At 62.4% G+C, this 21,933-nt stretch carries 22 protein-coding genes; 16 read left to right on the top strand and 6 right to left on the bottom strand.

The window, feature by feature from the left end:
• Positions 1–33 precede the first annotated feature (33 nt).
• From ACL0K2_RS21080 to ACL0K2_RS21120, 9 genes are read left to right on the top strand one after another with little or no spacing between them, the layout of a single operon-like run.
• A complete protein-coding gene (locus ACL0K2_RS21080; RefSeq protein WP_413043370.1) occupies positions 34–1,329 on the top strand; it encodes a cobyrinate a,c-diamide synthase in 1,296 nt (431 codons plus the stop codon).
• Positions 1,326–1,976, top strand: a complete 651-nt coding sequence (gene bluB / locus ACL0K2_RS21085) for a 5,6-dimethylbenzimidazole synthase (protein ID WP_239611953.1) — start codon at positions 1,326–1,328, stop codon at positions 1,974–1,976. The genes ACL0K2_RS21080 and bluB overlap by 4 nt, the downstream gene beginning before the upstream one ends.
• Positions 1,973–2,884 (top strand): adenosylcobinamide-phosphate synthase CbiB, encoded by a 912-nt coding sequence (cbiB, locus tag ACL0K2_RS21090; RefSeq protein WP_413043371.1) that lies wholly within the window; start codon positions 1,973–1,975, stop codon positions 2,882–2,884. Before bluB ends, cbiB begins: the two co-directional genes overlap by 4 nt.
• Complete coding sequence (gene cobD, locus ACL0K2_RS21095) at positions 2,877–3,878, top strand: threonine-phosphate decarboxylase CobD (protein WP_045161148.1); 1,002 nt, start codon at positions 2,877–2,879, stop codon at positions 3,876–3,878. Before cbiB ends, cobD begins: the two co-directional genes overlap by 8 nt.
• Positions 3,866–5,335 carry a cobyric acid synthase gene (locus ACL0K2_RS21100; protein ID WP_413043372.1) on the top strand — a complete coding sequence of 490 codons (1,470 nt, stop codon included), beginning with the start codon at positions 3,866–3,868 and terminating at the stop codon, positions 5,333–5,335. The genes cobD and ACL0K2_RS21100 overlap by 13 nt, the downstream gene beginning before the upstream one ends.
• Entirely contained in the window at positions 5,332–5,853 is a 522-nt protein-coding gene (gene cobU, locus ACL0K2_RS21105) for a bifunctional adenosylcobinamide kinase/adenosylcobinamide-phosphate guanylyltransferase (RefSeq protein WP_045161152.1), read from the top strand. Before ACL0K2_RS21100 ends, cobU begins: the two co-directional genes overlap by 4 nt.
• Positions 5,850–6,902, top strand: coding sequence for a nicotinate-nucleotide--dimethylbenzimidazole phosphoribosyltransferase (cobT, locus tag ACL0K2_RS21110; RefSeq protein WP_413043373.1), 1,053 nt, complete (start codon positions 5,850–5,852; stop codon positions 6,900–6,902). The genes cobU and cobT overlap by 4 nt, the downstream gene beginning before the upstream one ends.
• Positions 6,899–7,492, top strand: coding sequence for an alpha-ribazole phosphatase family protein (cobC, locus tag ACL0K2_RS21115; RefSeq protein WP_413043374.1), 594 nt, complete (start codon positions 6,899–6,901; stop codon positions 7,490–7,492). Before cobT ends, cobC begins: the two co-directional genes overlap by 4 nt.
• Entirely contained in the window at positions 7,477–8,208 is a 732-nt protein-coding gene (locus tag ACL0K2_RS21120) for an adenosylcobinamide-GDP ribazoletransferase (protein WP_413043375.1), read from the top strand. The genes cobC and ACL0K2_RS21120 overlap by 16 nt, the downstream gene beginning before the upstream one ends.
• A gap of 5 nt (positions 8,209–8,213) precedes the next feature.
• On the opposite strand, the gene modC is transcribed toward ACL0K2_RS21120, so the two are convergent.
• Genes modC through ACL0K2_RS21140 form a run of 4 tightly spaced genes read right to left on the bottom strand, consistent with a single transcriptional unit; the run spans position 8,214 to position 11,556 of the window.
• Entirely contained in the window at positions 8,214–9,305 is a 1,092-nt protein-coding gene (modC, locus tag ACL0K2_RS21125; RefSeq protein ID WP_239611958.1) for a molybdenum ABC transporter ATP-binding protein, read from the bottom strand.
• Complete coding sequence (modB, locus tag ACL0K2_RS21130) at positions 9,302–9,985, bottom strand: molybdate ABC transporter permease subunit (protein ID WP_155397606.1); 684 nt, start codon at positions 9,983–9,985, stop codon at positions 9,302–9,304. The genes modC and modB overlap by 4 nt, the downstream gene beginning before the upstream one ends.
• Positions 9,982–10,734: a molybdate ABC transporter substrate-binding protein gene (modA, locus tag ACL0K2_RS21135; protein WP_413043376.1), complete on the bottom strand. Its 753-nt coding sequence runs from the start codon at positions 10,732–10,734 to the stop codon at positions 9,982–9,984. The genes modB and modA overlap by 4 nt, the downstream gene beginning before the upstream one ends.
• Before the next feature lie 9 nt (positions 10,735–10,743).
• The gene (locus ACL0K2_RS21140; protein WP_413043377.1) at positions 10,744–11,556 is read right to left on the bottom strand and encodes a TOBE domain-containing protein; all 813 of its coding nucleotides are present in this window, start codon (positions 11,554–11,556) and stop codon (positions 10,744–10,746) included.
• A gap of 149 nt (positions 11,557–11,705) precedes the next feature.
• Between ACL0K2_RS21140 and ACL0K2_RS21145 the strand changes: the two genes are divergently transcribed.
• The gene (locus ACL0K2_RS21145) at positions 11,706–12,251 is read left to right on the top strand and encodes a glutathione peroxidase (RefSeq protein ID WP_413043378.1); all 546 of its coding nucleotides are present in this window, start codon (positions 11,706–11,708) and stop codon (positions 12,249–12,251) included.
• A gap of 45 nt (positions 12,252–12,296) precedes the next feature.
• Here the strand turns inward: ACL0K2_RS21145 and ACL0K2_RS21150 are convergent, their stop codons facing one another.
• The gene (locus ACL0K2_RS21150) at positions 12,297–13,550 is read right to left on the bottom strand and encodes an OmpP1/FadL family transporter (RefSeq protein ID WP_045161164.1); all 1,254 of its coding nucleotides are present in this window, start codon (positions 13,548–13,550) and stop codon (positions 12,297–12,299) included.
• Positions 13,551–13,702: 152 nt separating this feature from the next.
• Complete coding sequence (locus ACL0K2_RS21155) at positions 13,703–14,572, bottom strand: sulfurtransferase (RefSeq protein ID WP_239611961.1); 870 nt, start codon at positions 14,570–14,572, stop codon at positions 13,703–13,705.
• 146 nt (positions 14,573–14,718) lie between these two features.
• On the opposite strand from ACL0K2_RS21155, the gene rnd reads away from it, so the two are divergent.
• From rnd to alaS, 6 genes are all read left to right on the top strand, one after another.
• On the top strand, positions 14,719–15,843 hold the full coding sequence (gene rnd / locus ACL0K2_RS21160) for a ribonuclease D (RefSeq protein ID WP_413043379.1): 1,125 nt from the start codon (positions 14,719–14,721) through the stop codon (positions 15,841–15,843).
• Positions 15,840–16,133, top strand: coding sequence for a YcgL domain-containing protein (locus tag ACL0K2_RS21165; RefSeq protein ID WP_045161168.1), 294 nt, complete (start codon positions 15,840–15,842; stop codon positions 16,131–16,133). Before rnd ends, ACL0K2_RS21165 begins: the two co-directional genes overlap by 4 nt.
• Positions 16,134–16,257: 124 nt before the next feature.
• The gene (locus tag ACL0K2_RS21170; RefSeq protein ID WP_045161177.1) at positions 16,258–16,707 is read left to right on the top strand and encodes a YcgN family cysteine cluster protein; all 450 of its coding nucleotides are present in this window, start codon (positions 16,258–16,260) and stop codon (positions 16,705–16,707) included.
• A 52-nt stretch (positions 16,708–16,759) separates the two neighbouring features.
• Positions 16,760–17,986: a hypothetical protein gene (locus ACL0K2_RS21175; RefSeq protein ID WP_045161169.1), complete on the top strand. Its 1,227-nt coding sequence runs from the start codon at positions 16,760–16,762 to the stop codon at positions 17,984–17,986.
• Between the two features lie 62 nt (positions 17,987–18,048).
• Positions 18,049–19,053, top strand: coding sequence for a low-specificity L-threonine aldolase (gene ltaE, locus ACL0K2_RS21180; RefSeq protein ID WP_239611965.1), 1,005 nt, complete (start codon positions 18,049–18,051; stop codon positions 19,051–19,053).
• Positions 19,054–19,232: 179 nt separating this feature from the next.
• On the top strand, positions 19,233–21,857 hold the full coding sequence (gene alaS / locus ACL0K2_RS21185) for an alanine--tRNA ligase (RefSeq protein WP_413043380.1): 2,625 nt from the start codon (positions 19,233–19,235) through the stop codon (positions 21,855–21,857).
• The last annotated feature ends 76 nt before the right edge of the window (positions 21,858–21,933 follow it).

Consider the following 21,933-nt stretch of genomic DNA (forward strand, 5'->3'; position numbering starts at 1 on the left):
TGAACCAACGCCCGCCGGAAGCGGGGTCGCACGATGAACGCGCCGCGCCAGTGTCCGGCACTGTTGATTGCCGCACCAGCCTCGGGACAAGGCAAGACGACGGTGACTGCAGGCCTTGCCCGCTTGCACAGACGCCAGGGCAAACGCGTACGGGTATTCAAGTGCGGGCCGGATTTTCTTGATCCTATGGTCCTGGCGCATGCCAGCGGTAGCCCGGTCTACCAGCTCGATCTGTGGATGGTTGGCGTGGAGGAAAGCCGACGTTTGCTATGGGAAGCGGCGGGCGAGGCCGATCTGATCCTGATCGAAGGCGTCATGGGCCTGTTCGACGGCACGCCGTCAGCGGCTGATCTGGCGCGGCATTTCGGCATTCCGATCCTGGCGGTGGTGGATGGCTCAGCCATGGCGCAGACCTTCGGTGCGCTGGCTCACGGTCTGGCCAGCTACCAGCCGGATCTGCCGTTCGCCGGCGTTCTCGCCAATCGGGTAGGCAGTAGCCGCCACGGCGAGATTCTTCGCGATTGCCTACCGAGCCATATTGACTGGTTTGGCGCGCTACCACGCAGCGAGGCAGTCAGCTTGCCGAGCCGTCACCTTGGCTTGGTGCAGGCACAGGAACTCGCCGATCTGGACGCCCGGCTCGACGCCGCGGCCGATGCGCTGGCAGCGAGCGCCAACAGCGAATTGCCGACGCCAGTGGCCTTTCCACCGTCGCAGACGGAGGCGTTGCCTACGTTGTTGCAGGGCGTGCGCATCGGTGTGGCGCGCGATGCCGCTTTCGCCTTCATCTATCAGGCCAATCTGGATTTGCTCGAGGCGCTCGGTGCCGAGCTGCTGTACTTCTCCCCGCTGCATGATGCCCGCTTGCCCGCGGTGGATAGTCTGTACCTGCCGGGCGGCTATCCCGAGCTGCATCTGCGTGCGTTGGCAGGCAATCGGGCGATGGCTGACGCGATCCGCGCGCATCATCAAGCCGGCAAACCGCTGCTGGCCGAATGCGGCGGCATGCTCTATCTGCTCGACGGGCTGACCGATCAGGCGGGCGGGCGCGAGGCAATGCTGGGTCTGTTGCCCGGTGAAGCCAAAATCCAGAAGCGCCTCACGGCGCTGGCGCTGCAGGCGGTAGAACTGCCGGAAGGGTGCATGCGTGGTCATACGTTCCATCATTCATCGCTGGATTCGACGCTGCAGCCCCTCGCGTGCGGCGAATGCCCGAACTACAGACGCACGGCCGAGGCAGTCTATCGAGAGGGCCGCCTGACCGCTTCCTACATTCATTTCTATCTGCCTTCCGCTCCCGAGGCAGCTGCAGCGCTGTTCAAGCCATGAACGACCATGCCTTCACCGAGGCGCAGCGCCTCGGCGTCTACCGCGCGATTGCCGAACGCCGCGACATGCGTCATTTCATCGGCGGTGAGGTAGCGCCGGAGCTGCTCGCTCGCCTGCTCGAAGCCGCACATCAGGCACCCAGTGTCGGCCTGATGCAGCCATGGCGTTTCGTCCGTATCACCCGGCGCGACTTGCGTACTGCCATCGCCGAGCAGGTCGAGCATGAGCGTGGGCTGACAGCCGACGCGCTGGGCGAGCGCGGCCGTGAATTCATGCAGTTGAAGGTCGAAGGGATTCAAGCGTGTGCCGAGTTGCTGGTGGTCGCGCTGATGGAAGGGCGCGAGGAGCATGTATTCGGTCGACGCACCATGCCGGAGATGGACTTGGCTTCGGCCGCTTGTGCCATTCAGAACCTGTGGCTCGCCTCACGCGCCGAAGGGCTGGGGATGGGCTGGGTATCGCTGTTCGAGCCGCAAGCACTGGCGGCGCTGTTGCAGATGCCGGCGGGTGCCCAACCGGTTGCGGTGATCTGCCTGGGGCCGGTCGCCGAATTCTACCCGGCCCCGATGCTGGCGTTGGAAGGCTGGGCCCAGCCGCGACCGCTGGAGGAACTGGTGTTTCACAACGGCTGGGAGTGCCGGGAGTGAGCGTGGCCCTGAGCTGCCTCGTGGGGGTCGGTCTGGATGCGATGTTCGGCGAACCTCGTCGCGGCCATCCTCTGGTGGCGTTCGGGCGATTGGCGGAGCGTCTGGAGTTGCACTTCAACGGCCCGGACGGGCGCGGCTGGCGTAGTCATGGCGTCACCGCCTGGTGCATGGCGGTGCTGCCGCTGACGGTCATTGCCTGGTTGTTGAGCCTGTTGCCGGGCATTGGCGGATGGCTGGAAATCGCACTGCTGTACATCGCGCTGGGGCTTCGCAGCCTCGGCGAACACGTGCTGCCGGTGGCAAGCGCATTGCGCAGCGGCAATCTGATCGAGGCGCGGCGACGCGTTGGCTTCATCGTCAGCCGAGACACGTCTGAGCTGGACGCGCACGGCGTGGCCCGCGCCGCGACGGAGTCAGCGCTGGAAAACGGCAGCGACGCGGTGTTCGCCGCGCTGTTCTGGTTCGCCATCGCCGGCGCGCCGGGCGTCGTGTTGTATCGCCTGAGCAATACCCTGGATGCGATGTGGGGCTACCGCAATGCGCGATTCGAGCGCTTCGGCTGGGCGGCCGCGCGAATCGACGATGCGCTGAATTTCGTTCCTGCTCGGCTGGTGGCCCTGACTTATGCGTTGCTTGGACGCACGCGCCTCTCCCTTCGCTGCTGGTGGCGCCAGGCGCCGCTTTGGGACAGCCCCAACGCCGGTCCGGTCATGGCCGCTGGTGCGGGTGCATTGGGCGTCACGCTGGGCGGTCCGGCGCTCTATCATGGCGCGCTGCACGAGCGGCCCACGCTCGGCGAGGGTGAAGCACCCGGTGCGCGCGATATCGAGCGGGCGCTGGATATGGTCTGGGCCGGCGTAGGCGTCTGGCTGCTGGTGCTTTTATTGGGGGATTGGCTGGATGCTTGAACATGGCGGTCGATTACGTGCGGCAGCGCGTGAGTTCGGTGTCCCGCTGTCGGATTGGCTCGACCTGTCCACCGGGATTGCACCCTATGGCTTCGATTTACCCGACATCCCGGCGGACGTCTGGGTGCGGCTGCCCGAAACCGACGATGCACTGGAATCCGCCGCGCGAGATTACTACCACGCCGAATCGCTGTTGCCGGTCGCCGGATCGCAGGCGGCGATCCAGGTGTTGCCGCGCCTGCGTCGTCAATCGCAGGTCGGGATCATTTCGCCCTGCTATGGCGAGCACGCCGAGGCCTGGCGCCGCGGCGGGCATCGTCTGGTCGAATTCAGCGAAGGAGGCGTACCGCGCGCGCTCGATCAACTCGATGTGCTGGTGGTGGTCAATCCGAACAATCCGACCGGGCGGCTGTTGTCACCAGCTCAACTGCTCGACTGGCACGCACAGCTGGCTGCGCGCGGCGGCTGGCTGATCGTCGACGAAGCGTTCATCGACCCGACTCCGGCGCAAAGCCTGGCCATGCACAGTCATCTGCCAGGGCTGATCGTGCTGCGTTCGTTCGGCAAGTTCTTCGCCATGGCGGGCGCGCGGCTCGGTTTTGTGCTGGCTGAAGACGAACTGCTCGGTCAGCTCGGAGATACCTTGGGCCCGTGGCCGATAGCGGGACCTTCTCGGTTCATGGGTATCTCGCTGTTGACGGATTGTCGCGGCCAACGCCTGCAACGCGAACGCCTGCAGGCCGATGCCGAGCGCCTGGCGCAGCTGCTGACGGCCCACGCTCTGCCTCCGACTGGCGGTTGCGGGCTGTTTCAATGGGTGGCTACGGAGGCGTCGAACCGGCTCTACGAGTTCTTCGCCAAGCAGGGCATTCTCGTGCGTCGCTACCGCTATCCGTCGAGCCTGCGTTTTGGATTACCAGGGGACGAGTTGGGCTGGGCTCGCCTTGCGGATGCGCTGGCCACGTCCAGGGAGATCAATGCATGGGCACCTTGATGGTTCAGGGCACCACATCCGATGCGGGCAAGAGCACGCTGGTGACCGCATTGTGCCGTTGGCTGCGGCGCCAGGGCGTAACGGTCGTGCCGTTCAAACCGCAGAATATGGCGCTCAACAGCGCGGTGACCACCGACGGCGGCGAGATCGGTCGGGCTCAGGCCGTGCAGGCACAAGCCGCCGGGCTGCTGCCGCACACCGACATGAATCCGATTCTGCTCAAGCCCAACAGCGATATCGGGGCGCAGGTGATCATTCACGGGCGGGCCGTCAGCAACATGGATGCGGCGGCTTACCATGACTACAAGCGTGTGGCGATGACGGCGGTGCTCGACTCTCATCAACGCCTGAGCATGGCTTATGAGGTGGTGATGGTCGAAGGCGCCGGCTCGCCTGCCGAGATCAATTTGCGCGCCAACGATATCGCCAACATGGGCTTCGCCGAGGCAGTGGATTGCCCGGTGATCCTCATTGCCGATATCGATAAGGGCGGGGTCTTCGCCCACCTGGTCGGTACGTTGGAATTGCTCAGCCCGAGCGAGCAGGCGCGGGTTAAAGGGTTCGTGATCAACCGCTTTCGTGGTGATATCGCCCTGCTGCAACCCGGCCTGGACTGGCTGGAGCGGCGCACGGGCAAGCCGGTGCTCGGTGTGCTGCCCTATCTGATGGATTTCCATCTCGAAGCCGAAGATGCGATCGACGTGCGCCAGTCGGCTAAGGGCGAGCAGACGCTCAAGGTCGTGGTGCCGGTGCTGCCGCGTATCAGCAATCATACGGACTTCGACCCGCTGCGCTTGCACCCTCAGGTCGATTTGCATTTCGTTGGCCCCGGGCAGGCCGTTCCAGCTGCCGATCTAATCATCCTTCCGGGCTCGAAAAGCGTGCGCGCCGATCTCATCTGGCTGCGTGAAAACGGCTGGGAACAGGCAATTGCACGGCATTTGCGCTACGGCGGCAAGCTGCTGGGCATTTGCGGCGGGCTGCAGATGCTCGGTGAGCGGATCGCCGATCCGCTCGGCTTGGAAGGTGCGCCGGGGTTGGTTCAGGGACTCGGTCTGCTCGAATTGTCTACAACGCTCATGACCGGCAAGCAGCTGCGCAATGTTCGCGGGCGCTTGGTCGTGGGCGACGTTGAAGTTAGTGGCTATGAAATCCATGCGGGTGTCAGCACGGGACCGGCACTTGAGGGTGCCGCGGTGCGCCTCGACGATGGCCGATGCGACGGTGCTATCAGTGAGGATGGGCAAGTGCTCGGCACCTATCTGCACGGGCTGTTCGAATCACCTGATGCCTGCCAGGCGCTGCTGCGCTGGGCTGGTTTAGAGAACGTTCAACGGGTCGATTACCAAGCTTTGCGTGAGCGCGACATCGAACGTCTCGCCGATCTGGTCGAGGCGCACCTGGACGCGGTGCGCCTTCTCGCGCTCTGCGGGCTGGCAGCGGGGAAGGCGGAATGATCGAACTCATTCTTGGCGGTGCCCGTTCCGGCAAGAGTCGTCTGGCCGAGCGCCTCGCCAGCGATAGCGGCCTGGCCGTCACCTATATCGCTACCAGCCAGCCACTGGACGGCGAGATGAGCGAACGCATCGCCCATCACCGCGCCCGCCGTCCGTGCGAATGGATGCTAGTGGAAGAGCCGCTGGCGCTGGCCCGCGTGCTACGCGAACACGCCCGCGATGATCGCTGCCTGCTGGTCGATTGCTTGACGCTGTGGCTGACCAACCTGCTGATGCTGGGCGATCCGGATCGCCTGCCCGAAGAGCGCGATGCATTGCTCGCCTGCCTGGTCGAGCTGCCAGGACGAGTGTTGCTGGTAAGCAACGAAACCGGCCTGGGTGTGGTGCCGTTGGGCGAACTGAGCCGGCGTTACGTCGACGAGGCCGGCTGGCTTCACCAGGCGCTGGCCGAGCGCTGTGAACGGGTGGTGTTTACCGTGGCGGGTTTGCCAATGGTTCTGAAAGGAGAGGCGATTTGAACCGGTATTGGTGGGAACAAGCGTGTCGAGTGCCGAATGAAACGGCTCGACAGGCGGCACGTCTGCGTAATGCTCAACTGACCAAACCGAGTGGCGCGCTGGGGTGCATCGAAGCTGTGATCCCACGGCTGGCGGCATTGCAGGTCCGCGAGCGGCCGTCGCTCGAGCACGTATGGATTGCTGTTTTTGCTGGTGATCATGGTGTGGCAGAAGAGGGCGTTTCGGCGTTTCCGCAATCGGTCACCGGCCAGATGCTGGCCAATTTCGTCAATGGCGGCGCTGCGATCGGCGTGCTCGCCCGTCAGCTCGGGGCGACATTGGAGGTGATCGACCTGGGAACTGCGGGCGCGCTGCCTCCCTTGCCGGGTGTGCGTCACCTGGCGCTGGGGCCCGGCACGCGGAATTTCACCCAGGGTGCCGCCATGGACTTCGAGGTCTGCCAGCGCGCCTTGCGAGCCGGGCGTGACAGCGTAGAACGGGCGCGCGAGCAGCGGACCGAGCTGTTCATAGGCGGTGAGATGGGCATCGGTAATACCACCACTGCGGCGGCGCTGGCCTGCGCCTTGCTGGGGTGTTCGCCGCACGACCTGGCAGGCCCCGGGACCGGGTTGGATGCCACGGGCGTCGCGCACAAATCGGCCGTCATCGAGCGTGCGCTGGCGCTCCATGCGGGCGCACACGATACGCTCGGCTGGATGCAGCGGCTCGGCGGGTTCGAACTCGCCGCGCTCACCGGCGCCTATATCGCCTGCGCTCAGTTGGGCATCGTGACGCTGGTTGATGGTTTCATCTGCGGCGTCGCGGCGCTCTGCGCGATCCGTCTGAATCCGGCCTGCCGTGACTGGCTGTTGTTCGCCCATTGCTCGGCCGAACCCGGCCACCGAACCGTGCTGCAAGCGCTCGAGGCCGAACCGCTGCTCGATCTCGGCCTGCGTCTGGGTGAAGGCAGCGGGGCGGCTTTGGCGGTGCCGCTGTTACGTTTGGCCTGCGCACTGCACGATGGCATGGCCACGTTCGACGAAGCAGCTGTCGCGGCGAAGCTCGGATGAGCGTGCAGCTGGACATGTTGCGCCATGGCGAGACGTTATCTGCGGCCGGCTTTCGCGGACGCCTGGACGACGAGCTCAGCGTTGCGGGCTGGCAGCAGCTGCGTGCGGCCGTCGCCCAGGGCGCGCCCTGGCAACGTATCGTCAGCTCGCCGTTGCGTCGCTGCAAGGGCTTCGCCACCGAACTTGCCGAGCAGAGAGGGCTGCCGCTCGAACTGGAGCCGGGCCTGCGCGAGCTGGACTTCGGGGAATGGGAGGGCCGTACCGCCGCCGAGCTGATGGTGAATCAAAGCGATGATCTGGGGCGATTCTGGCGCGATCCTTATGGTTTCACGCCGCCGGGCGCAGAGCCGCTCATTGAGTTCGAAACCCGCATTCTGGCCGCCATCGAGCGCATCACAGAGCGATGCGCGAGCGAACGGGTTTTGTTGGTCACCCATGCGGGCGTGATGCGCCTGTTGCTGGCCCGCGCCCGTGGTCTCCCGCGTGAACGACTATTGGAGGTCGAGGTGGGACATGGTGCGTTATTCGGGCTGAGAGCAGGCTTCGCCGACGCCGCGCTTTGGTTGGAAGAACGATGCAACCCTTCCTGATCGCCCTGCAGTTCCTCACCTGTCTGCCCGTACAGCTGAGTGGCAAGCCCGAGCCGCACCAGGTCGGCAAGTCGCTCCTGTATTACCCGCTGGTGGGCCTGCTGATAGGCGGCATGCTCGGGTTGCTCAGTCTGTTGCTGGAGGGTGCTGCGCCACCTTTGCAAGCTGCGTTAGTGCTGGTCGCGTGGATCGGGCTGACCGGTGCGTTGCACCTCGACGGGCTGGCCGACAGCGCCGATGCCTGGCTGGGAGGCTTCGGTGATCGCGATCGTACCTTGGCGATCATGAAAGACCCGCGCAGCGGGCCGGTTGCAGTGGTTGTGCTGGTGGCAGTGCTACTGCTCAAGTTCGTCGCGCTCTGGACCCTGCTCGACGAGGGCAAACATCTGGCGCTGTTGCTTGCGCCGTTGGTGGGGCGGAGTGCGTTGCTTGGGTTGTTTCTGACGACGCCCTACGTACGCCCTGGCGGTCTCGGCCAAGCGCTGGCCGAGCACCTGCCACGCGCCGCCGTTCGCAGGGTTCTGGTCATGGTTGCCTTGCTGTGCCTGGTATCGGGGCAGAGCGGTTGGCTGGCCCTGGCCGTGGCGATCGGCATCGGCGCGTTGGCTCGGCAGGCCATGTGTCGTCGTATTGGCGGCACCACCGGAGACACCGCAGGCGCGTTGCTCGAACTGGCGGAATGCGCGGTGCTGGTCGCGTTGGCGCTTCAGGCTTGATGACGTCAGCCAAGCAGTGCGACCGTCTTGATCTGGGCCCACAGGGTCTTGCCTGTGCGGACGTCTAGCTGATCGGCCGAGCGGCGGCTGATACGCGCCAGCAATGGCGTGCCCTGGGCATTCAATCGCACCAGCACATGGGCGGGCGTGTCGGCTGCAACGACCTGCTCCACGCAAGCTGGCAGCAGATTGCTGATGCTGGTGCCTTCGGCTTTCGCCAAGGCCAGGCTGACATCCCGGGCATGAACGCGAAAACGCAGGCGTTGCCCGATCGCTTCTTCGCGCCTGGCCACCAGCACGTCGCCGCCTTGGAAGACCAGACGCGTCAGGTGATAGGCCGCGTCGTGTTCGGCGACGACCGAGTCGATCACCACCCCGGCGTCTTCGCCGAACGCCGTCGGTAGATCGAGGCGAGCCAGTGTCTCGCGCAGATCGCCTTGAGCCATTACGCGCCCTTCATCGAGCAACACCAGATAGTCGGCCAGTCGAGCGACTTCGTCTGGCGAGTGGCTGACGTAGATGACGGGGATTTCCAGCTCGTCGTGCAGGCGTTCGAGGTAGGGCAGGATTTCCTGCTTGCGCTTGAGATCCAGGGCTGCCAACGGTTCGTCCATCAATAGCAACCGCGGACTGGTCAATAGCGCGCGGGCGATGCCGACACGCTGGCGTTCGCCACCGGACAGGCGTTCCGGCATCCGTTCCAGCAGATGGCCAATGCCGAGCAGCTCCACCGCCAGGTCCCAGGCGACGCGTCGCTGCCGGGCTGCGACGCGCTTCATGCCGAACTCGAGGTTGCCTCTGACCGTCAGGTGCGCAAAGAGGTTGTCATCCTGAAAGACGTAACCGAGCGCACGTTGGTGGGGCGGAACGAAGAGGCGGCTTGTGGAGTCCTGCCAGCACTCGCCGTTGATTTCGAGGCGGCCAATGCCGGCACGCTCCAGTCCGGCGATGCAGCGCAGGCAACTGGTCTTGCCGGAACCCGAGTGACCGAACAGCGCGGTGACGCCGCGCCCTGGCAGGCGCAGATCGACATCCAAGGTGAAATCGGGGTGGTCCAGACGTAGGCTGGCGTGGATACCGCTTTGCCTGGTGGTCATCCGCGCCATCCTTGTCTGAGGCGGCTGCTGTAAAGAATCAGCAGCACGAGGAATGAGAACAGTAGCATCCCGCCCGCCAGCCAGTGCGCCTGGGTGTATTCCATCGCCTCCACATGATCGTAGATCTGCACCGATACCACGCGGGTTCGTTCTGGGATGTTGCCGCCGATCATCAACACCACGCCGAATTCACCGACGGTATGGGCGAAGCCGAGAATACTGGCCGTGATGAATCCAGGCCTGGCGAGCGGCAGGACGACACTGAAAAAGCAGTCCAGCGGACTCGCACGCAAGGTGGCCGCGGCTTCCAGAGGTCGATCGCCGATCGCCTCGAAGGCATTCTGCAGCGGCTGTACGACAAACGGCATGGAATAGAAGAGCGAGCCCACCACCAGGCCCGCGAAGCTGAAGGGCAGGGTGCCAAGACCGAGAAACAGCGTCAGCTGCCCGACCGGACCGTTGGGGCCCATGGCGGTCAGCAGGTAGAAGCCCAACACGCTGGGTGGCAGGACCAGCGGCAGCGCGACCACCGCACCAATCGGGCCCTTCAGTCGCGAGCGGGTGCGCGCCAGCCACCAGGCGATCGGCGTACCGATCAATAGCAGGAGTACGGTGGTCGTGCTGGCGAGTTTGAGCGTCAGCCAGATTGCCGACAGGCTGGCCTCATCCAGGACGATCATTCCGAGCTATAGCCATAAGCCTCGATTACCTCGCTCGCCTTAGCGCTTCTGAGGTAGTCGAGCAGCGCTCGTGCCGCCGGATTGCCGCGGCCTTTGCTCAGCAGCAAGGCGTCCTGACGGATCGGTGGATGGTACTCGGCAGGGACGATCCAGGCCGAGCCTTGGCGAATCTTGCCGTCGCTGATGACCTGCGAGAGAGCGACGAAGCCGAGCTCGGCGTTGCCGGTGGCGATGAACTGGTGCGTCTGGGCGATATTCTCGCCCTGTACCAGCTTGCCCTGGAGCGACTCGGCCAAGCCGAGCTTCGTCAGCGTGGCCATGGCGGCGGCGCCGTAGGGTGCGGTTTTCGGGTTGGCGATGGCCAGGTGGCGGAACGGTCGTTGGGTCAGCGTCGTGGCATCGTCGAGATAGCCGTCTTTGGCCGACCAGAGCACCAGCGTACCGATGGCATAGGTGAAGCGGCTTCCCGTTACGCCCAGAGCTTCTGCTTCCAGCTTGGTCGGCACCACGTCATCTGCCGCCAGCAGCACGTCGAAAGGCGCACCGTTGCGAATCTGCGCATAAAACTTTCCAGTCGAACCAAAAGCGAGCAGGGCTTTGTGACCGGTTTCTTGCTCGAACCGCTCGGCGATACTCTGCATCGGCGCGGTGAAATTAGACGCCACCGCGACTTGGACCTCATCGGCGTGGCCGGCCATCGGCAACGCTACCGCTAACAGCGCAACGATGATTCCGCGAACGTTCTCCATTGTCTCTCCTCAATCGACTGCGATGATGACGTGCGAAGCCTTGATCAGCGCGGTACAGGGCTGTCCGACCGCCAATCCGAGCGCTTCGGCGCTTTCATTGGTGATCACTGCGCCCAGCGTGCGATCCCCGGGCAGCCGCAGCTTGACGTCACAGTTCACCGCGCCGGGCGTCAGGCCGCTAATGGTGCCGCTCAGCCGGTTGCGTGCGCTGATCTTCACGGCGGGGTCAGGTGATAGCAGCACGAAGCTGGCCTTGATCAACGCCATTGCGGTCTTGCCGTGAGCCAGCTGGAGCTCGTCGATACTGTCGTTGGTCAGGGTGGCGGTGATCGACTGGCCGTCACCGATATCGAGGCTCAGGCTGCCGTTCACCGCGCCTTTTTCCACATGGGTGATGCGGCCTCGAAACTGGTTGCGTGCGCTGGTTTTCATGGCGATAGCCCTGAGTAGCTTGTCGATGTCCTCGAACCCTTCGATGCCTTGCGCCACATGCGCGAGGAAACGTTCATATTCGTACTGCATGCGTTGCCAGACGTGGAGCATCTCGCGGCCGAAGTCGGTTAGCTGGGTACCCCCGCCTTTGGCGCCGCCGGCTACCCGCGTCACCAGCGGGCGCTCCGATAAATTGTTCATGGCATCCACCGCGTCCCAGGCCGCCTTGTAGCTGAGGCCGATGGCCTTGGCTGCGCGAGTAATGGAGCCCGTTGCCTCGATCTGTTGGAGCAGCTCGATGCGTTTGCCTCCGAGATAGCCTTTCTCGCCGCGGTTGAACCAGAGTTGCCCATCGATGCGTAGCGGCGCGAAGTCTCTCGGATCGCTCATGTTTGGCTCCTGTCAGTCGCGGCTATTCTGACAAGCGTTATATAAATTTGTATATAGCGTCGTCGAGAATGCTGTGGCCTGACAGGCCAGGCGTTGCTGGCTTGCTGTCGCGGGAGTAGCGTGGGCGAGATCCCGTCTGGAGATTTCCAATGAGAATGCATCTGTATGCCGCCTCGCTCGCCTTGGCGCTGCTGGCCGGCCCGGTAGCCGCTCAAGAATGCCCGGCCTTGCTGCAACATGAACTGCCGAAGCTGCGCTCGAAAGAAACCATTGATTTATGCCAGTTCAACGGCCACGCACTGGTGGTGGTGAACACCGCCAGCTTTTGTGGCTTCGCCCCGCAGTTCAAAGGGCTGGAGGCGCTATACCAGCATTACAAGGATCAGGGGCTGGTGGTGCTGGGCGTGCCGTCCGACGACTTCTTTCAAGAATCTGACGATGCCGCGGAGACAGCAAAGGTTTGCTACGTCGACTACGGCGTGACCTTTCCAATGGCGCAAACGCAACCGGTCAGAGGCAGCGATGCGATACCGCTGTTCAAGGAATTGGCCAAACAGGCCGGAGGGGCGCCGCGCTGGAATTTTTACAAGTACGTGGTCGACCGTGACGGCCATGTCATCGATTATTTTTCCAGCAAGGTCGAGCCGGACGATCCGAAGCTGATCGCGGCAATTGAAAAGGCGCTGGGCAAGTAGCGAGCGAGAAAGGTGGCCCCGACCGAGCGGTCGGGGCGGGGTGCATCAGAAGCGGTAAGTCATGGCAGCGCCGAAACCATGGGCGCTGTTTTCGTAGGTGGCGTTGTATGACGCTTGGCGGATCTTGGCGTCTTCTTCCCATAGATAGGAGTAGGCCAGGTCAACAGTCACATCATCGCTCGGATTCCAGGCCAGACCAAAACTTACTGCGGTCCGATCACCCGTTGGGATACGTGGCGAGCGATGCGTGTTGTTGGTAGGGCTCTGATCGAAGGCCAAGCCTGTGCGCAGGGTCCATTGCTTGTTCAGCTTGTAGGCGGCACCCAGCGCATAAGACCAGGTGTCGTGCCAGTCCTGCTCTTCTTCGATGGTGCCGAAGCTGGCCGATGCCGGGCCAGGCGCAACACCCTCGTTCTCCACCATGATCGTCTCAAGGCGGCTCCAGCGAGTCAGCATGGCTCCGCCGTAGATGGTCCACTGATCGTTCAGCTCATGGGTAAGCGAGAAATCGATGGATTCAGGCGTTTCCAGATCTAGGGATGCATCGTATTTGCCATAGGCGCCGACAAAACCCAGAGCCGGGTCGTTGCCTGACACGCGGGTGTCACCTTCCAGTGTGTAATCGACCTTGGAGTGGTAGGTAACGCCTGCGCGGGTACGGGGGCTGAATTCGTACAGCACACCAACATTGAAGCCCAGCGCCGTATCGTCGCCTTTGATTTTCACTCGGCTGTCGCTTGTGCCGAGCACCGGCGGCACGGCGCTTTCCAGTTGCCCATCGATTCGGTTGATCGTCGGGCCAAAGCCGACCGACAACTTTTCATTGAAGCGATAGCTGACGGTAGGCTGCACAGTGATGACACGAACTTCGCTGTAATCGCCATGGTAGCGACCGGAGAATCCGCTTTCGTAGTCCGTGATCAGGCCGAATGGGACATAGATGCCGACACCGACGGCCCATTTGTCATCCAGTGGATTGACGTAGTAACCCATCGGAACGGCAGTGACCGGAACCATGTCGCCGTCGTTGCTGCCTGGTGCGCCACTGGCGTTTTTGATATCAGTCTTGGCATTGATGGCCGCCATCCCAAAGCTGACTTCTTCACGCTTGAGGCGGGACATGCCGGCTGGATTGCCGAACAGGGTGGTGGCGTCATCGGCAGAAGAGGAGCGGCCCGCGAACGAGGTGCCCATGCCGCTGATGCTTTGCTCGTTAAGGGCGAAGCCGGCAGCCATGGCCTGAGTGGAAAGGGCGCCTACAGCTACGGCAATGGCGGTCTTCAACCAAGTTGTTCTCATTGTTGTACTCCAGGGGGAAAAAGCGGCTCGGACCCTATCAAGCTTCTATGATTCGTCGCAAAGGAAAGAGTGCAATTTTTCGTAAAGAACGACGATCGGCGCCGATAAATGGTCGAATAGCCGATAAAACCGTATGGACGTACTTTGACTATTTAGTCATGTTTTTGCCGGTGCGATGAAGCGACAGGTCGACCTGGATCTGTAATCCACTCGCTCCACGAGCCAGAATAAAGTTTGCCCAGTGGATAGCCGGCGAGGCACAGCGCAAACAGATTATGGCAGGCCGTTACGCCAGATCCGCAGTAGGCCACCAGCGTATCCGTGGGCCGGTCCGCCAGTTGCTGATCGAATCGCGCGCGCAGCTGCTCTGGCGGAAGAAAACGCCCATTGGCGTCGAGGTTCTCTGTGAATGGCACGCAGCGAGCGCCCGGAATGTGTCCGGCCACTGGGTCGATGGGTTCCTGCTCGCCGAGAAAGCGGGGTAGGGCGCGCGCGTCGAGCAAGGTCAGATCGGGTTGCTCCAGACGTGTGAGCAGTTGTTGCGCATCGATCAGCAGGCTGTCATCCGCACTGCCTTCGAAATCGCTCGGCAAAATGCTGGTCGGGCCGTCAGTTACGGCCCCACCGGCCTCGCACCAGGCCCGGTAACCGCCGTCCAGCAGGTACACGCCGGTGCGCTTGCCCAGCCATGCCAGTAGCCACCAGGCTCTGGCGGCAAAGGCGCCGGGGCCGTCATCGTAGAGCACCACTTCGCTGTCATCAGCCAGACCTGCGGCGCGCAGTCGTGCAGCCAGTTCGTCCGGTTGCGGCAGCGGATGTCGACCGGTCTGACCGGGGACTACCGGGCCCGACAGATCCTTTTCCAGATCGAGAAACACCGCGCCGGGAATATGAGCCTGCTCGTAGCTGTGCCTACCGTAGTCGGGGTCGTCCAGGGCAAAACGGCAGTCGAGGATACGCAGGTTTGGCTGGAACAGGCGTGCGGACAGTTGTTCGCTATCGATCAGTTGAGCAAGCGGCATGGCAGGGCTCCCTTCGGATTGTCGGCAAAACGTTATCACGCGAATCGTCGCGTCCGATGATTGCGCTGCGAATAGCGGGACGCGATATATACTGCGCGCCTCTTCGCCCGCCCGCCGGTCGTATTTCAAACAACAAGGAGGGCCTAGTGGCCATCGAAACTCAATGGGTGCTGGATGATGCACATCTGGCCCGCCTTTGTGCCGAGTGGCGCCAGCTGCCTTATGTAGCGGTGGATACCGAGTTCATGCGGGTCGATACGTTCTATCCGATCGCCGCTCTGCTGCAGGTTGGTGACGGGCGATGTGCCTATTTGATCGACCCATTGCTGATTACCGATTGGGCAGCGTTTGCCGGTCTGCTGGAAGATCGGCATGTGGTCAAGGTACTGCACGCCTGCAGCGAAGATCTTGAAGTGCTGTGGCGCTTAACTGGCAGCCTGCCAGCACCGTTGTTCGATACACAGCTGGCTGCTGGCTATTTGAATATCGGCTTCTCCATGGGCTATTCGCGTCTGGTTCAGAGTGTGCTCGACATCGAGCTGCCCAAGGGCGAGACACGCTCCGACTGGCTACAGAGACCGCTGAGCGAAATGCAGGTGCGTTATGCCGCCGAAGATGCGCAGCATCTGGCTGAGCTGTACGAGGTGTTGCTACCGAAGCTGTCCGATGACAAGCGCGCCTGGGTTCTGGAAGACGGTGCCGAATTGGTCGCGAACCTGCAGCGCGAAACCGATCCCGATGAAGCCTACCGTGAGGTCAAGCAGGCCTGGCGACTCAAACCACGGCAGCTTGCTGTATTGCGGGTGCTGGCCGCCTGGCGCGAACGTGAGGCGCGGGCGCGCAATCAGCCGCGTAATCGGGTTTTGCGTGAGCATAGTCTTTGGCCGCTGGCACGTACTCAGCCAGCCGATCTGGTCAGCCTGGCGCGTATTGACGACATGCATCCTCGCACCGTGCGTCAGGATGGTGAAACCTTGCTCGAGCTGATCCGCGCCGCTGCCGCCACGCCTGAGCAGGACTGCCCTGAACCGTTGCCGGAACCATTACCGTTGGAGGCGTCGGGGTTGCTGAAGAAATTACGTGCTGTCGGTCAGCGGGAGGCACAGCTCCTGGACATCGCTCCTGAACTGATGTTGCGCAAGAAGGTTCTTGAAGCCTTGCTGAAAAGCGGATATCCGGATGGCCCCTACGAGCTGCCCGATTCGCTGCGCGGTTGGCGTCGCGAGCGGATGGGCCAAGCCCTTATTGAAGTGCTGGAAGCGAAACCATGAAACGCATCTGCTCCATTTATAGAAGCCCGCGCAAGAACGAAATGTATCTGTACGTCGAACGCAGCGAGGCGCTGGCACGAGTGCCTGACGCGTTGCTGGCTGCCTTCGGTCCGCCGCAGCATGCCTTTGACATAGTCCTGACACCTGAGCGCAAGCTGGCGCGCGAGGACATCGCGACGGTGCTGGATAACCTGGAAAAGCAGGGCTATCACCTGCAGATGCCACCGCCTGAGGAGGAATACATCGAGCATCTGCCCGAGGAGTTGCTACGTCGCAACGACCCGGTGTAGCGCCCGTATGCAAGTGATCGGTCGCGGTACGCGCGGCTGATCGCTTATGGCCCAAGTGCCGTCAGACTTGGCCCGCTGCACGCCAGTGGCTAGACTCGCATCTTTATTCGAGATGGCTATTTTCATGGCGGCAAAAGTCGAACCCTTCTGGAAGCGCAAGACCCTCGCCGAGCTGGATTCGGTCGAGTGGGAATCCCTTTGCGATGGCTGCGGGTTGTGCTGCCTGCAAAAGCTCGAAGACGAAGAGGACGGCAGCGTCTATTACACCCGCGTCGCCTGCAAACTGCTCGATCTGAAAACCTGTCGCTGCACCGACTACCCCAACCGAAGGGCCAGCGTACCCGATTGCGTTCAGCTGAATGCGGAGGACGCTGCCCAGTTCAAGTGGCTGCCGACCACCTGTGGCTATCGGCTCGTGGCCGAAGGCAAAGACCTTCCGCTTTGGCACCATCTGGTGTGTGGTGATCGGGACGCCGTGCATGCCGAGCGCATTTCCCAGTCCGGCCGAATGATCGCCGAGGGCTCCGTCGCGGACGAGGATTGGGAAGACCACCTGATTTTCCGAGCCGGTTGAATCAACCGCTGACCACGTCGTCATAGCAATGCCCCCAACTTGGAGCTGCTCGATGTCCCTCCGTCAGTTACCGCTGTTAGCCGTTCTATTGCTGCTATTCACCGCCCCAGCCCATGCGGCCAGGCAGGTCGATCTGGATTTCGTCGTCAAATTCGTTCCCGAGCAGGACGTTGCCGAGGTCCAGCTGTTGCTCGAGGAGGGCAGCGCCATCAGGCAGCTCGACTTCAACCTTGGTGACGAGGGCCTGTATAGCGATTTCGAAACCGATGCTCAAGGCAGCTGGGAGGAGGCGGGTGGTCGCGGCGTCTGGCAACCGGCTGCCGGCAAGGCGCGGCTGAGCTATCGGGTAAAGGTCAGCCATCAACGTAAAAGTGGCCGCTTCGATGCGCGAATGACGGACGACTGGGCGCTGCTTCGTGGTGATGATCTGATCCCTGCTGGTCGGGTGAGCCAGCAGGATGGGGTCAGGCTGATTTCCCGACTGCGTATCGAGCTGCCCGAGGGTTGGAAGAGCGTCGAGACCGGTTGGCCGCGCATCGGCGAGAATCGCTTCCGTGTTGATAACCGTGAACGTCTTTTTGACCGGCCGACCGGCTGGATACTAGCCGGCAAGCTCGGTAGTCGCCGCGCCAAGCTGGGGGAAACCGACGTCACGGTCGCGGGGCCAGTGGGCGAAGGGCTGCGGCGGATGGATATTCTCACATTGCTCACCTTCGTCTGGCCGGAGATGCAGAACGTTTTTCCGCGCGATCCCAAGAAGCTGTTGATCGTCGGGGCTGGTGATCCGATGTGGCGGGGTGGTTTGTCCGGGCCGAATTCACTGTTCATGCACGCCGATCGCCCGCTGGTCAGCGAGAACGGAACCAGTTCGTTGGTGCATGAGCTCGTACACGTGTTCAGCCGTATCACCGATGCCGATCGCAGCGACTGGATCACCGAAGGCTTGGCCGAGTACTACGCCATCGAACTGGTTCGTCGTGCCGGTGGCATGAGCGAGGATCGTTACCAGGCGGTTCGGGATCACCTGACCAAGTGGAGTCGCAAGGTGGACAGCCTGCGGACCGAGCGCTCAACTGGCCGGGTTACCGCGAGGGCCGTGCTGTTGCTTCAGGATCTCGACAAGGAAATCCGGCAGCGCAGCAAGAGCCGCCACTCCTTGGACGACGTCGCTCGCGGCCTGATGCGTCTCGATAAGGTCACTACCGAGGACTTCATCGCCATCACCGAAACGCTGTTGGGTGGTGGCTCGAAAGTCCTGGATGTTCGTCTGTTGCGTTAGTCGCAAGGGCGCGACGCGTTTCCATCTCCAGTACGGCGGGTGTCATTGATCAAGGGAATTCCATGAGTTTTATCGATCTTCGCAGCGATACGGTTACCCAGCCCACGGCTGGCATGCGTGAAGCCATGCTGAACGCGCCTACCGGAGACGATGTTTACGGCGAAGATCCGACGGTTTGTCGGCTGGAGCAGACGCTGGCGGCGCAACTGGGGCTGAACGCCGGACTGTTCGTGCCCAGCGGGACCATGAGCAACCTGCTGGCGCTCATGTCGCATTGCCAACGTGGCGATGAGTACATCGCCGGACAACTGGCGCATGCCTATAAATACGAGGCTGGTGGCGCCGCGGTGCTCGGCTCGATTCAGCCACAGCCGATCGAGATGGAAGCGGATGGTTCTCTAGACCTGGATCGTGTCGCAGCAGCGATCAAGCCGGACGATTTTCATTTCGCCCGTACCCGCCTGCTGGCGCTGGAAAACACCATGCAGGGCAAAGTTTTGCCCCTTGAATATCTGGCCGAGGCGCGTTCGTTCACGCGCGAGCGGGGGCTTGCCCTGCATCTCGACGGCGCTCGATTGTTCAATGCGGTGGTCAAGCTGGGTTGCTCTGCTGAGGACATCAGTCGTCACTTCGACTCGGTATCGGTGTGCCTTTCAAAGGGGCTTGGTGCCCCGGTCGGCTCGGTGCTTTGCGGCGATGAATCTTTGATTTCCCGGGCACGGCGCTTGCGCAAGATGGTCGGTGGCGGCATGCGTCAGGCGGGCATGCTGGCTGCGGCAGGGCTCTACGCACTGGAGCATCATGTGCAGCGTCTGGTGCACGATCACCAGCGCGCGCAGGCTATCGCCGAAGGGCTGGGTGCGCTGGGTTACGCGGTCGAGCCGGTACAGACGAACATGGTCTATGTGCAGATGGGTGATCGCGCTGCGGCGCTGAAGGCATTCTGTGCCGAGCGTGGCGTGCTTTTGACTGCGGCACCGCGGCTGCGGATGGTGACGCATCTGGATGTACGGCCCGAGCATGTCGAGCCGATCCTGGAAAGCTTTGCCGCGTTCGCCGGCGCATAGGTCCGAATCGCTATCGAATAGCTTGATTCAATCTTATTTATCCTCTATGCGCGCGGCGTAGGCCCGATATAATGCGGCCCTTTGCCGGCTATCCGTTTGGATAGCTGCGAACCGGCTCCCGGTGCCGCCTCGCCGTGTCGTTTTGCAGCCGTTCGGCCGCAGTCCTCTGGAAGAAATCTATGAAAAGCGCAGAAATCCGTGAAGCCTTCCTCCGCTTCTTCGAAGAGAAGGGTCACACCCGTGTGGCCTCCAGTTCGCTGATTCCGGCGAACGATCCGACTCTGTTGTTCACCAATGCCGGTATGAACCAGTTCAAGGACTGCTTCCTCGGTCTGGAAAAGCGCGCCTATACCCGCGCGGCCACCAGCCAGAAGTGCGTCCGTGCCGGCGGCAAGCACAACGATCTGGAGAACGTCGGTTACACCGCGCGGCATCACACCTTCTTCGAGATGCTCGGTAACTTCAGCTTCGGCGATTATTTCAAGCGCGACGCCATCAGCTATGCGTGGGAATTCCTGACATCCGAGAAGTGGCTGAATCTGCCCAAGGACAAACTGTGGGTCACCGTCTACGCCAGCGATGACGAAGCCTATGACCTCTGGACCCAAGAAGTCGGCGTGCCGGCTGAGCGTATGGTGCGCATCGGTGACAACAAGGGTGCGCCCTACGCGTCGGACAATTTCTGGGCGATGGGCGATACCGGCCCGTGTGGGCCCTGCACCGAAATCTTCTTCGACCATGGCGAGGGTATCTGGGGCGGTCCGCCCGGTTCGCCGGAGGAAGATGGCGACCGCTACATCGAGATCTGGAACAACGTGTTCATGCAGTTCAACCGTACGGCGGACGGCGTCATGCATCCGCTTCCGGCGCCCAGTGTCGACACCGGCATGGGGCTGGAGCGCATCAGCGCGGTGTTGCAGCACGTCAACTCGAACTATGAGATCGATCTTTTCCAGAGCCTGCTCAACGCCTCCGCTCAGGCTATTGGTTGCAGTAATGATGGCCAGGCTTCGCTCAAAGTGGTCGCCGACCACATCCGTTCCTGCGGCTTCCTGATTGCCGATGGCGTGACGCCGTCGAACGAGGGCCGTGGTTACGTGTTGCGACGCATCATTCGTCGCGCCTGCCGCCATGGCAACAAGCTGGGCGCGAAGGGCAGCTTCTTCCACAAAATCGTCCTAGCTCTGGTGGCGGAGATGGGTGATGCCTTCTCTGAGCTGAAAACGCAGCAGGCGCATATCGAGCGCGTACTCAAGACCGAAGAAGAGCAGTTCGCCAAGACCCTTGAGCAAGGGCTGAAGATTCTTGAGCAGGATCTGGCTGAATTGAAAGGCGGCGTCATCCCGGGCGAGGTGATCTTCAAGCTTTACGATACCTACGGCTTCCCGGTCGATCTCACTGGAGATATCGCGCGTGAGCGTGAGCTGACGCTGGATGAGGAAGGCTTCGAGCGTGAAATGGAAGCCCAGCGTGAGCGCGCGCGTTCGGCCAGTGCCTTTGGCATGGACTACAACAGCCTGGTCAAGGTCGAGGGCGAAACACGCTTCACCGGTTATCTAGGAACCTCTGGAAGCGGCAAAGTGCTGGCGCTGTTCAAGGAAGGCATGGCGGTACAGCACCTGTCGGCAGGCGAGGCAGGTGTGGTCGTTCTCGACGAGACGCCGTTCTATGCCGAGTCCGGTGGGCAGATCGGCGATTGTGGCTATCTGTCCGCGGAAGGCCTGCGCTTCGATGTGAGCGACACCAGCAAGGTGGGTGGAGCGTTTCTGCATCACGGCATTCTCGATAGCGGCAGCCTGCACATCGGGGCGACCGTCGACGCCACTGTCGACGCGTCGGTTCGTCAGGCCACTGCGCTGAACCACTCCGCCACGCATCTACTGCATGCGGCATTGCGCCAGATGCTCGGCGACCACGTCACCCAGAAAGGCTCGCTGGTCGACAGCCAGCGGCTACGCTTCGACTTCAGCCATTTCGAGGCGATCAAGCCCGAGCAACTGAAAGCGCTGGAAGACAGGGTCAATGCCGAGATTCGCAGCAACACCGCGGTGGAGATCGAGGAAACCGACATCGAAACGGCCAAGAGCAAGGGCGCCATGGCCCTGTTTGGCGAGAAATACGGCGATCAGGTCCGCGTATTGACCATGGGCGGCGGCTTCTCGGTCGAGCTTTGTGGCGGCACCCACGTCAAGCGTACCGGTGACATCGGCCTGTTCAAGATCATCAGCGAGGGCGGCGTAGCTGCTGGCGTGCGACGTATCGAGGCGGTCACCGGCGAGCAAGCCCTGGCGTACTTGAACGGGGCCGAGGAGCAGTTGAAAGAAGCAGCTGCGCTGGTCAAGGGCAGCCGCGAAAACCTACTGGACAAGCTGGGCGCGATGCTCGAACGCAATCGCCAGTTGGAAAAGGAGCTCGAGCAGCTTAAGGCCAAGGCGGCCAGTGCTACCGGCAATGATCTGGCCGGCTCCGCTGTCGACGTCAAAGGCGTGAAAACGCTGGCTGCGCGTGTAGATGGCCTGGATGGCAAGGCGTTGTTGGCGCTGGTCGATCAGTTGAAGAACAAGCTTGGTAGCGGTGTGATTCTTCTCGGCGGTGTGCAGGACGAGAAAGTCGTGCTGGTGGCTGGCGTGACGCAGGATCTCACTGGCCGGGTAAAAGCGGGCGATCTGATGAAACAGGCGGCTGCGGTTGTCGGTGGCAAGGGTGGCGGTCGCCCGGATATGGCGCAAGGCGGCGGCAGCGATGCGGCTCGACTCGACGACGCCCTGGGGCTTGCCCAGGCATTCGTCGAGCAAAGTTGGTAACCAGAGCGGCGACGTGGCCGGTCAGCTTGATCGATTTAGGCAAAGGCCGCGTTGCGATGAATGGCGAGCCGGCAGG

Source organism: Pseudomonas sp. YJ42, from assembly GCF_047225135.1.
Classification (GTDB): Bacteria; Pseudomonadota; Gammaproteobacteria; order Pseudomonadales; family Pseudomonadaceae; genus Stutzerimonas; species Stutzerimonas stutzeri_E.

Bases quoted from the DNA above. Each gene is read 5' to 3' on its own strand.
- ACL0K2_RS21080 (WP_413043370.1), top strand. From the start codon at position 34: ATGAACGCGCCGCGCCAGTGTCCGGCACTGTTGATTGCCGCACCAGCC.
- bluB (WP_239611953.1), top strand. From the start codon at position 1,326: ATGAACGACCATGCCTTCACCGAGGCGCAGCGCCTCGGCGTCTACCGC.
- cobD (WP_045161148.1), top strand. From the start codon at position 2,877: ATGCTTGAACATGGCGGTCGATTACGTGCGGCAGCGCGTGAGTTCGGT.
- ACL0K2_RS21100 (WP_413043372.1), top strand. From the start codon at position 3,866: ATGGGCACCTTGATGGTTCAGGGCACCACATCCGATGCGGGCAAGAGC.
- cobU (WP_045161152.1), top strand. From the start codon at position 5,332: ATGATCGAACTCATTCTTGGCGGTGCCCGTTCCGGCAAGAGTCGTCTG.
- cobC (WP_413043374.1), top strand. From the start codon at position 6,899: ATGAGCGTGCAGCTGGACATGTTGCGCCATGGCGAGACGTTATCTGCG.
- ACL0K2_RS21120 (WP_413043375.1), top strand. From the start codon at position 7,477: ATGCAACCCTTCCTGATCGCCCTGCAGTTCCTCACCTGTCTGCCCGTA.
- modC (WP_239611958.1), bottom strand. From the start codon at position 9,305: ATGACCACCAGGCAAAGCGGTATCCACGCCAGCCTACGTCTGGACCAC.
- modB (WP_155397606.1), bottom strand. From the start codon at position 9,985: ATGATCGTCCTGGATGAGGCCAGCCTGTCGGCAATCTGGCTGACGCTC.
- modA (WP_413043376.1), bottom strand. From the start codon at position 10,734: ATGGAGAACGTTCGCGGAATCATCGTTGCGCTGTTAGCGGTAGCGTTG.
- ACL0K2_RS21140 (WP_413043377.1), bottom strand. From the start codon at position 11,556: ATGAGCGATCCGAGAGACTTCGCGCCGCTACGCATCGATGGGCAACTC.
- ACL0K2_RS21145 (WP_413043378.1), top strand. From the start codon at position 11,706: ATGAGAATGCATCTGTATGCCGCCTCGCTCGCCTTGGCGCTGCTGGCC.
- ACL0K2_RS21150 (WP_045161164.1), bottom strand. From the start codon at position 13,550: ATGAGAACAACTTGGTTGAAGACCGCCATTGCCGTAGCTGTAGGCGCC.
- ACL0K2_RS21155 (WP_239611961.1), bottom strand. From the start codon at position 14,572: ATGCCGCTTGCTCAACTGATCGATAGCGAACAACTGTCCGCACGCCTG.
- ACL0K2_RS21165 (WP_045161168.1), top strand. From the start codon at position 15,840: ATGAAACGCATCTGCTCCATTTATAGAAGCCCGCGCAAGAACGAAATG.
- ACL0K2_RS21170 (WP_045161177.1), top strand. From the start codon at position 16,258: ATGGCGGCAAAAGTCGAACCCTTCTGGAAGCGCAAGACCCTCGCCGAG.
- ACL0K2_RS21175 (WP_045161169.1), top strand. From the start codon at position 16,760: ATGTCCCTCCGTCAGTTACCGCTGTTAGCCGTTCTATTGCTGCTATTC.
- ltaE (WP_239611965.1), top strand. From the start codon at position 18,049: ATGAGTTTTATCGATCTTCGCAGCGATACGGTTACCCAGCCCACGGCT.
- alaS (WP_413043380.1), top strand. From the start codon at position 19,233: ATGAAAAGCGCAGAAATCCGTGAAGCCTTCCTCCGCTTCTTCGAAGAG.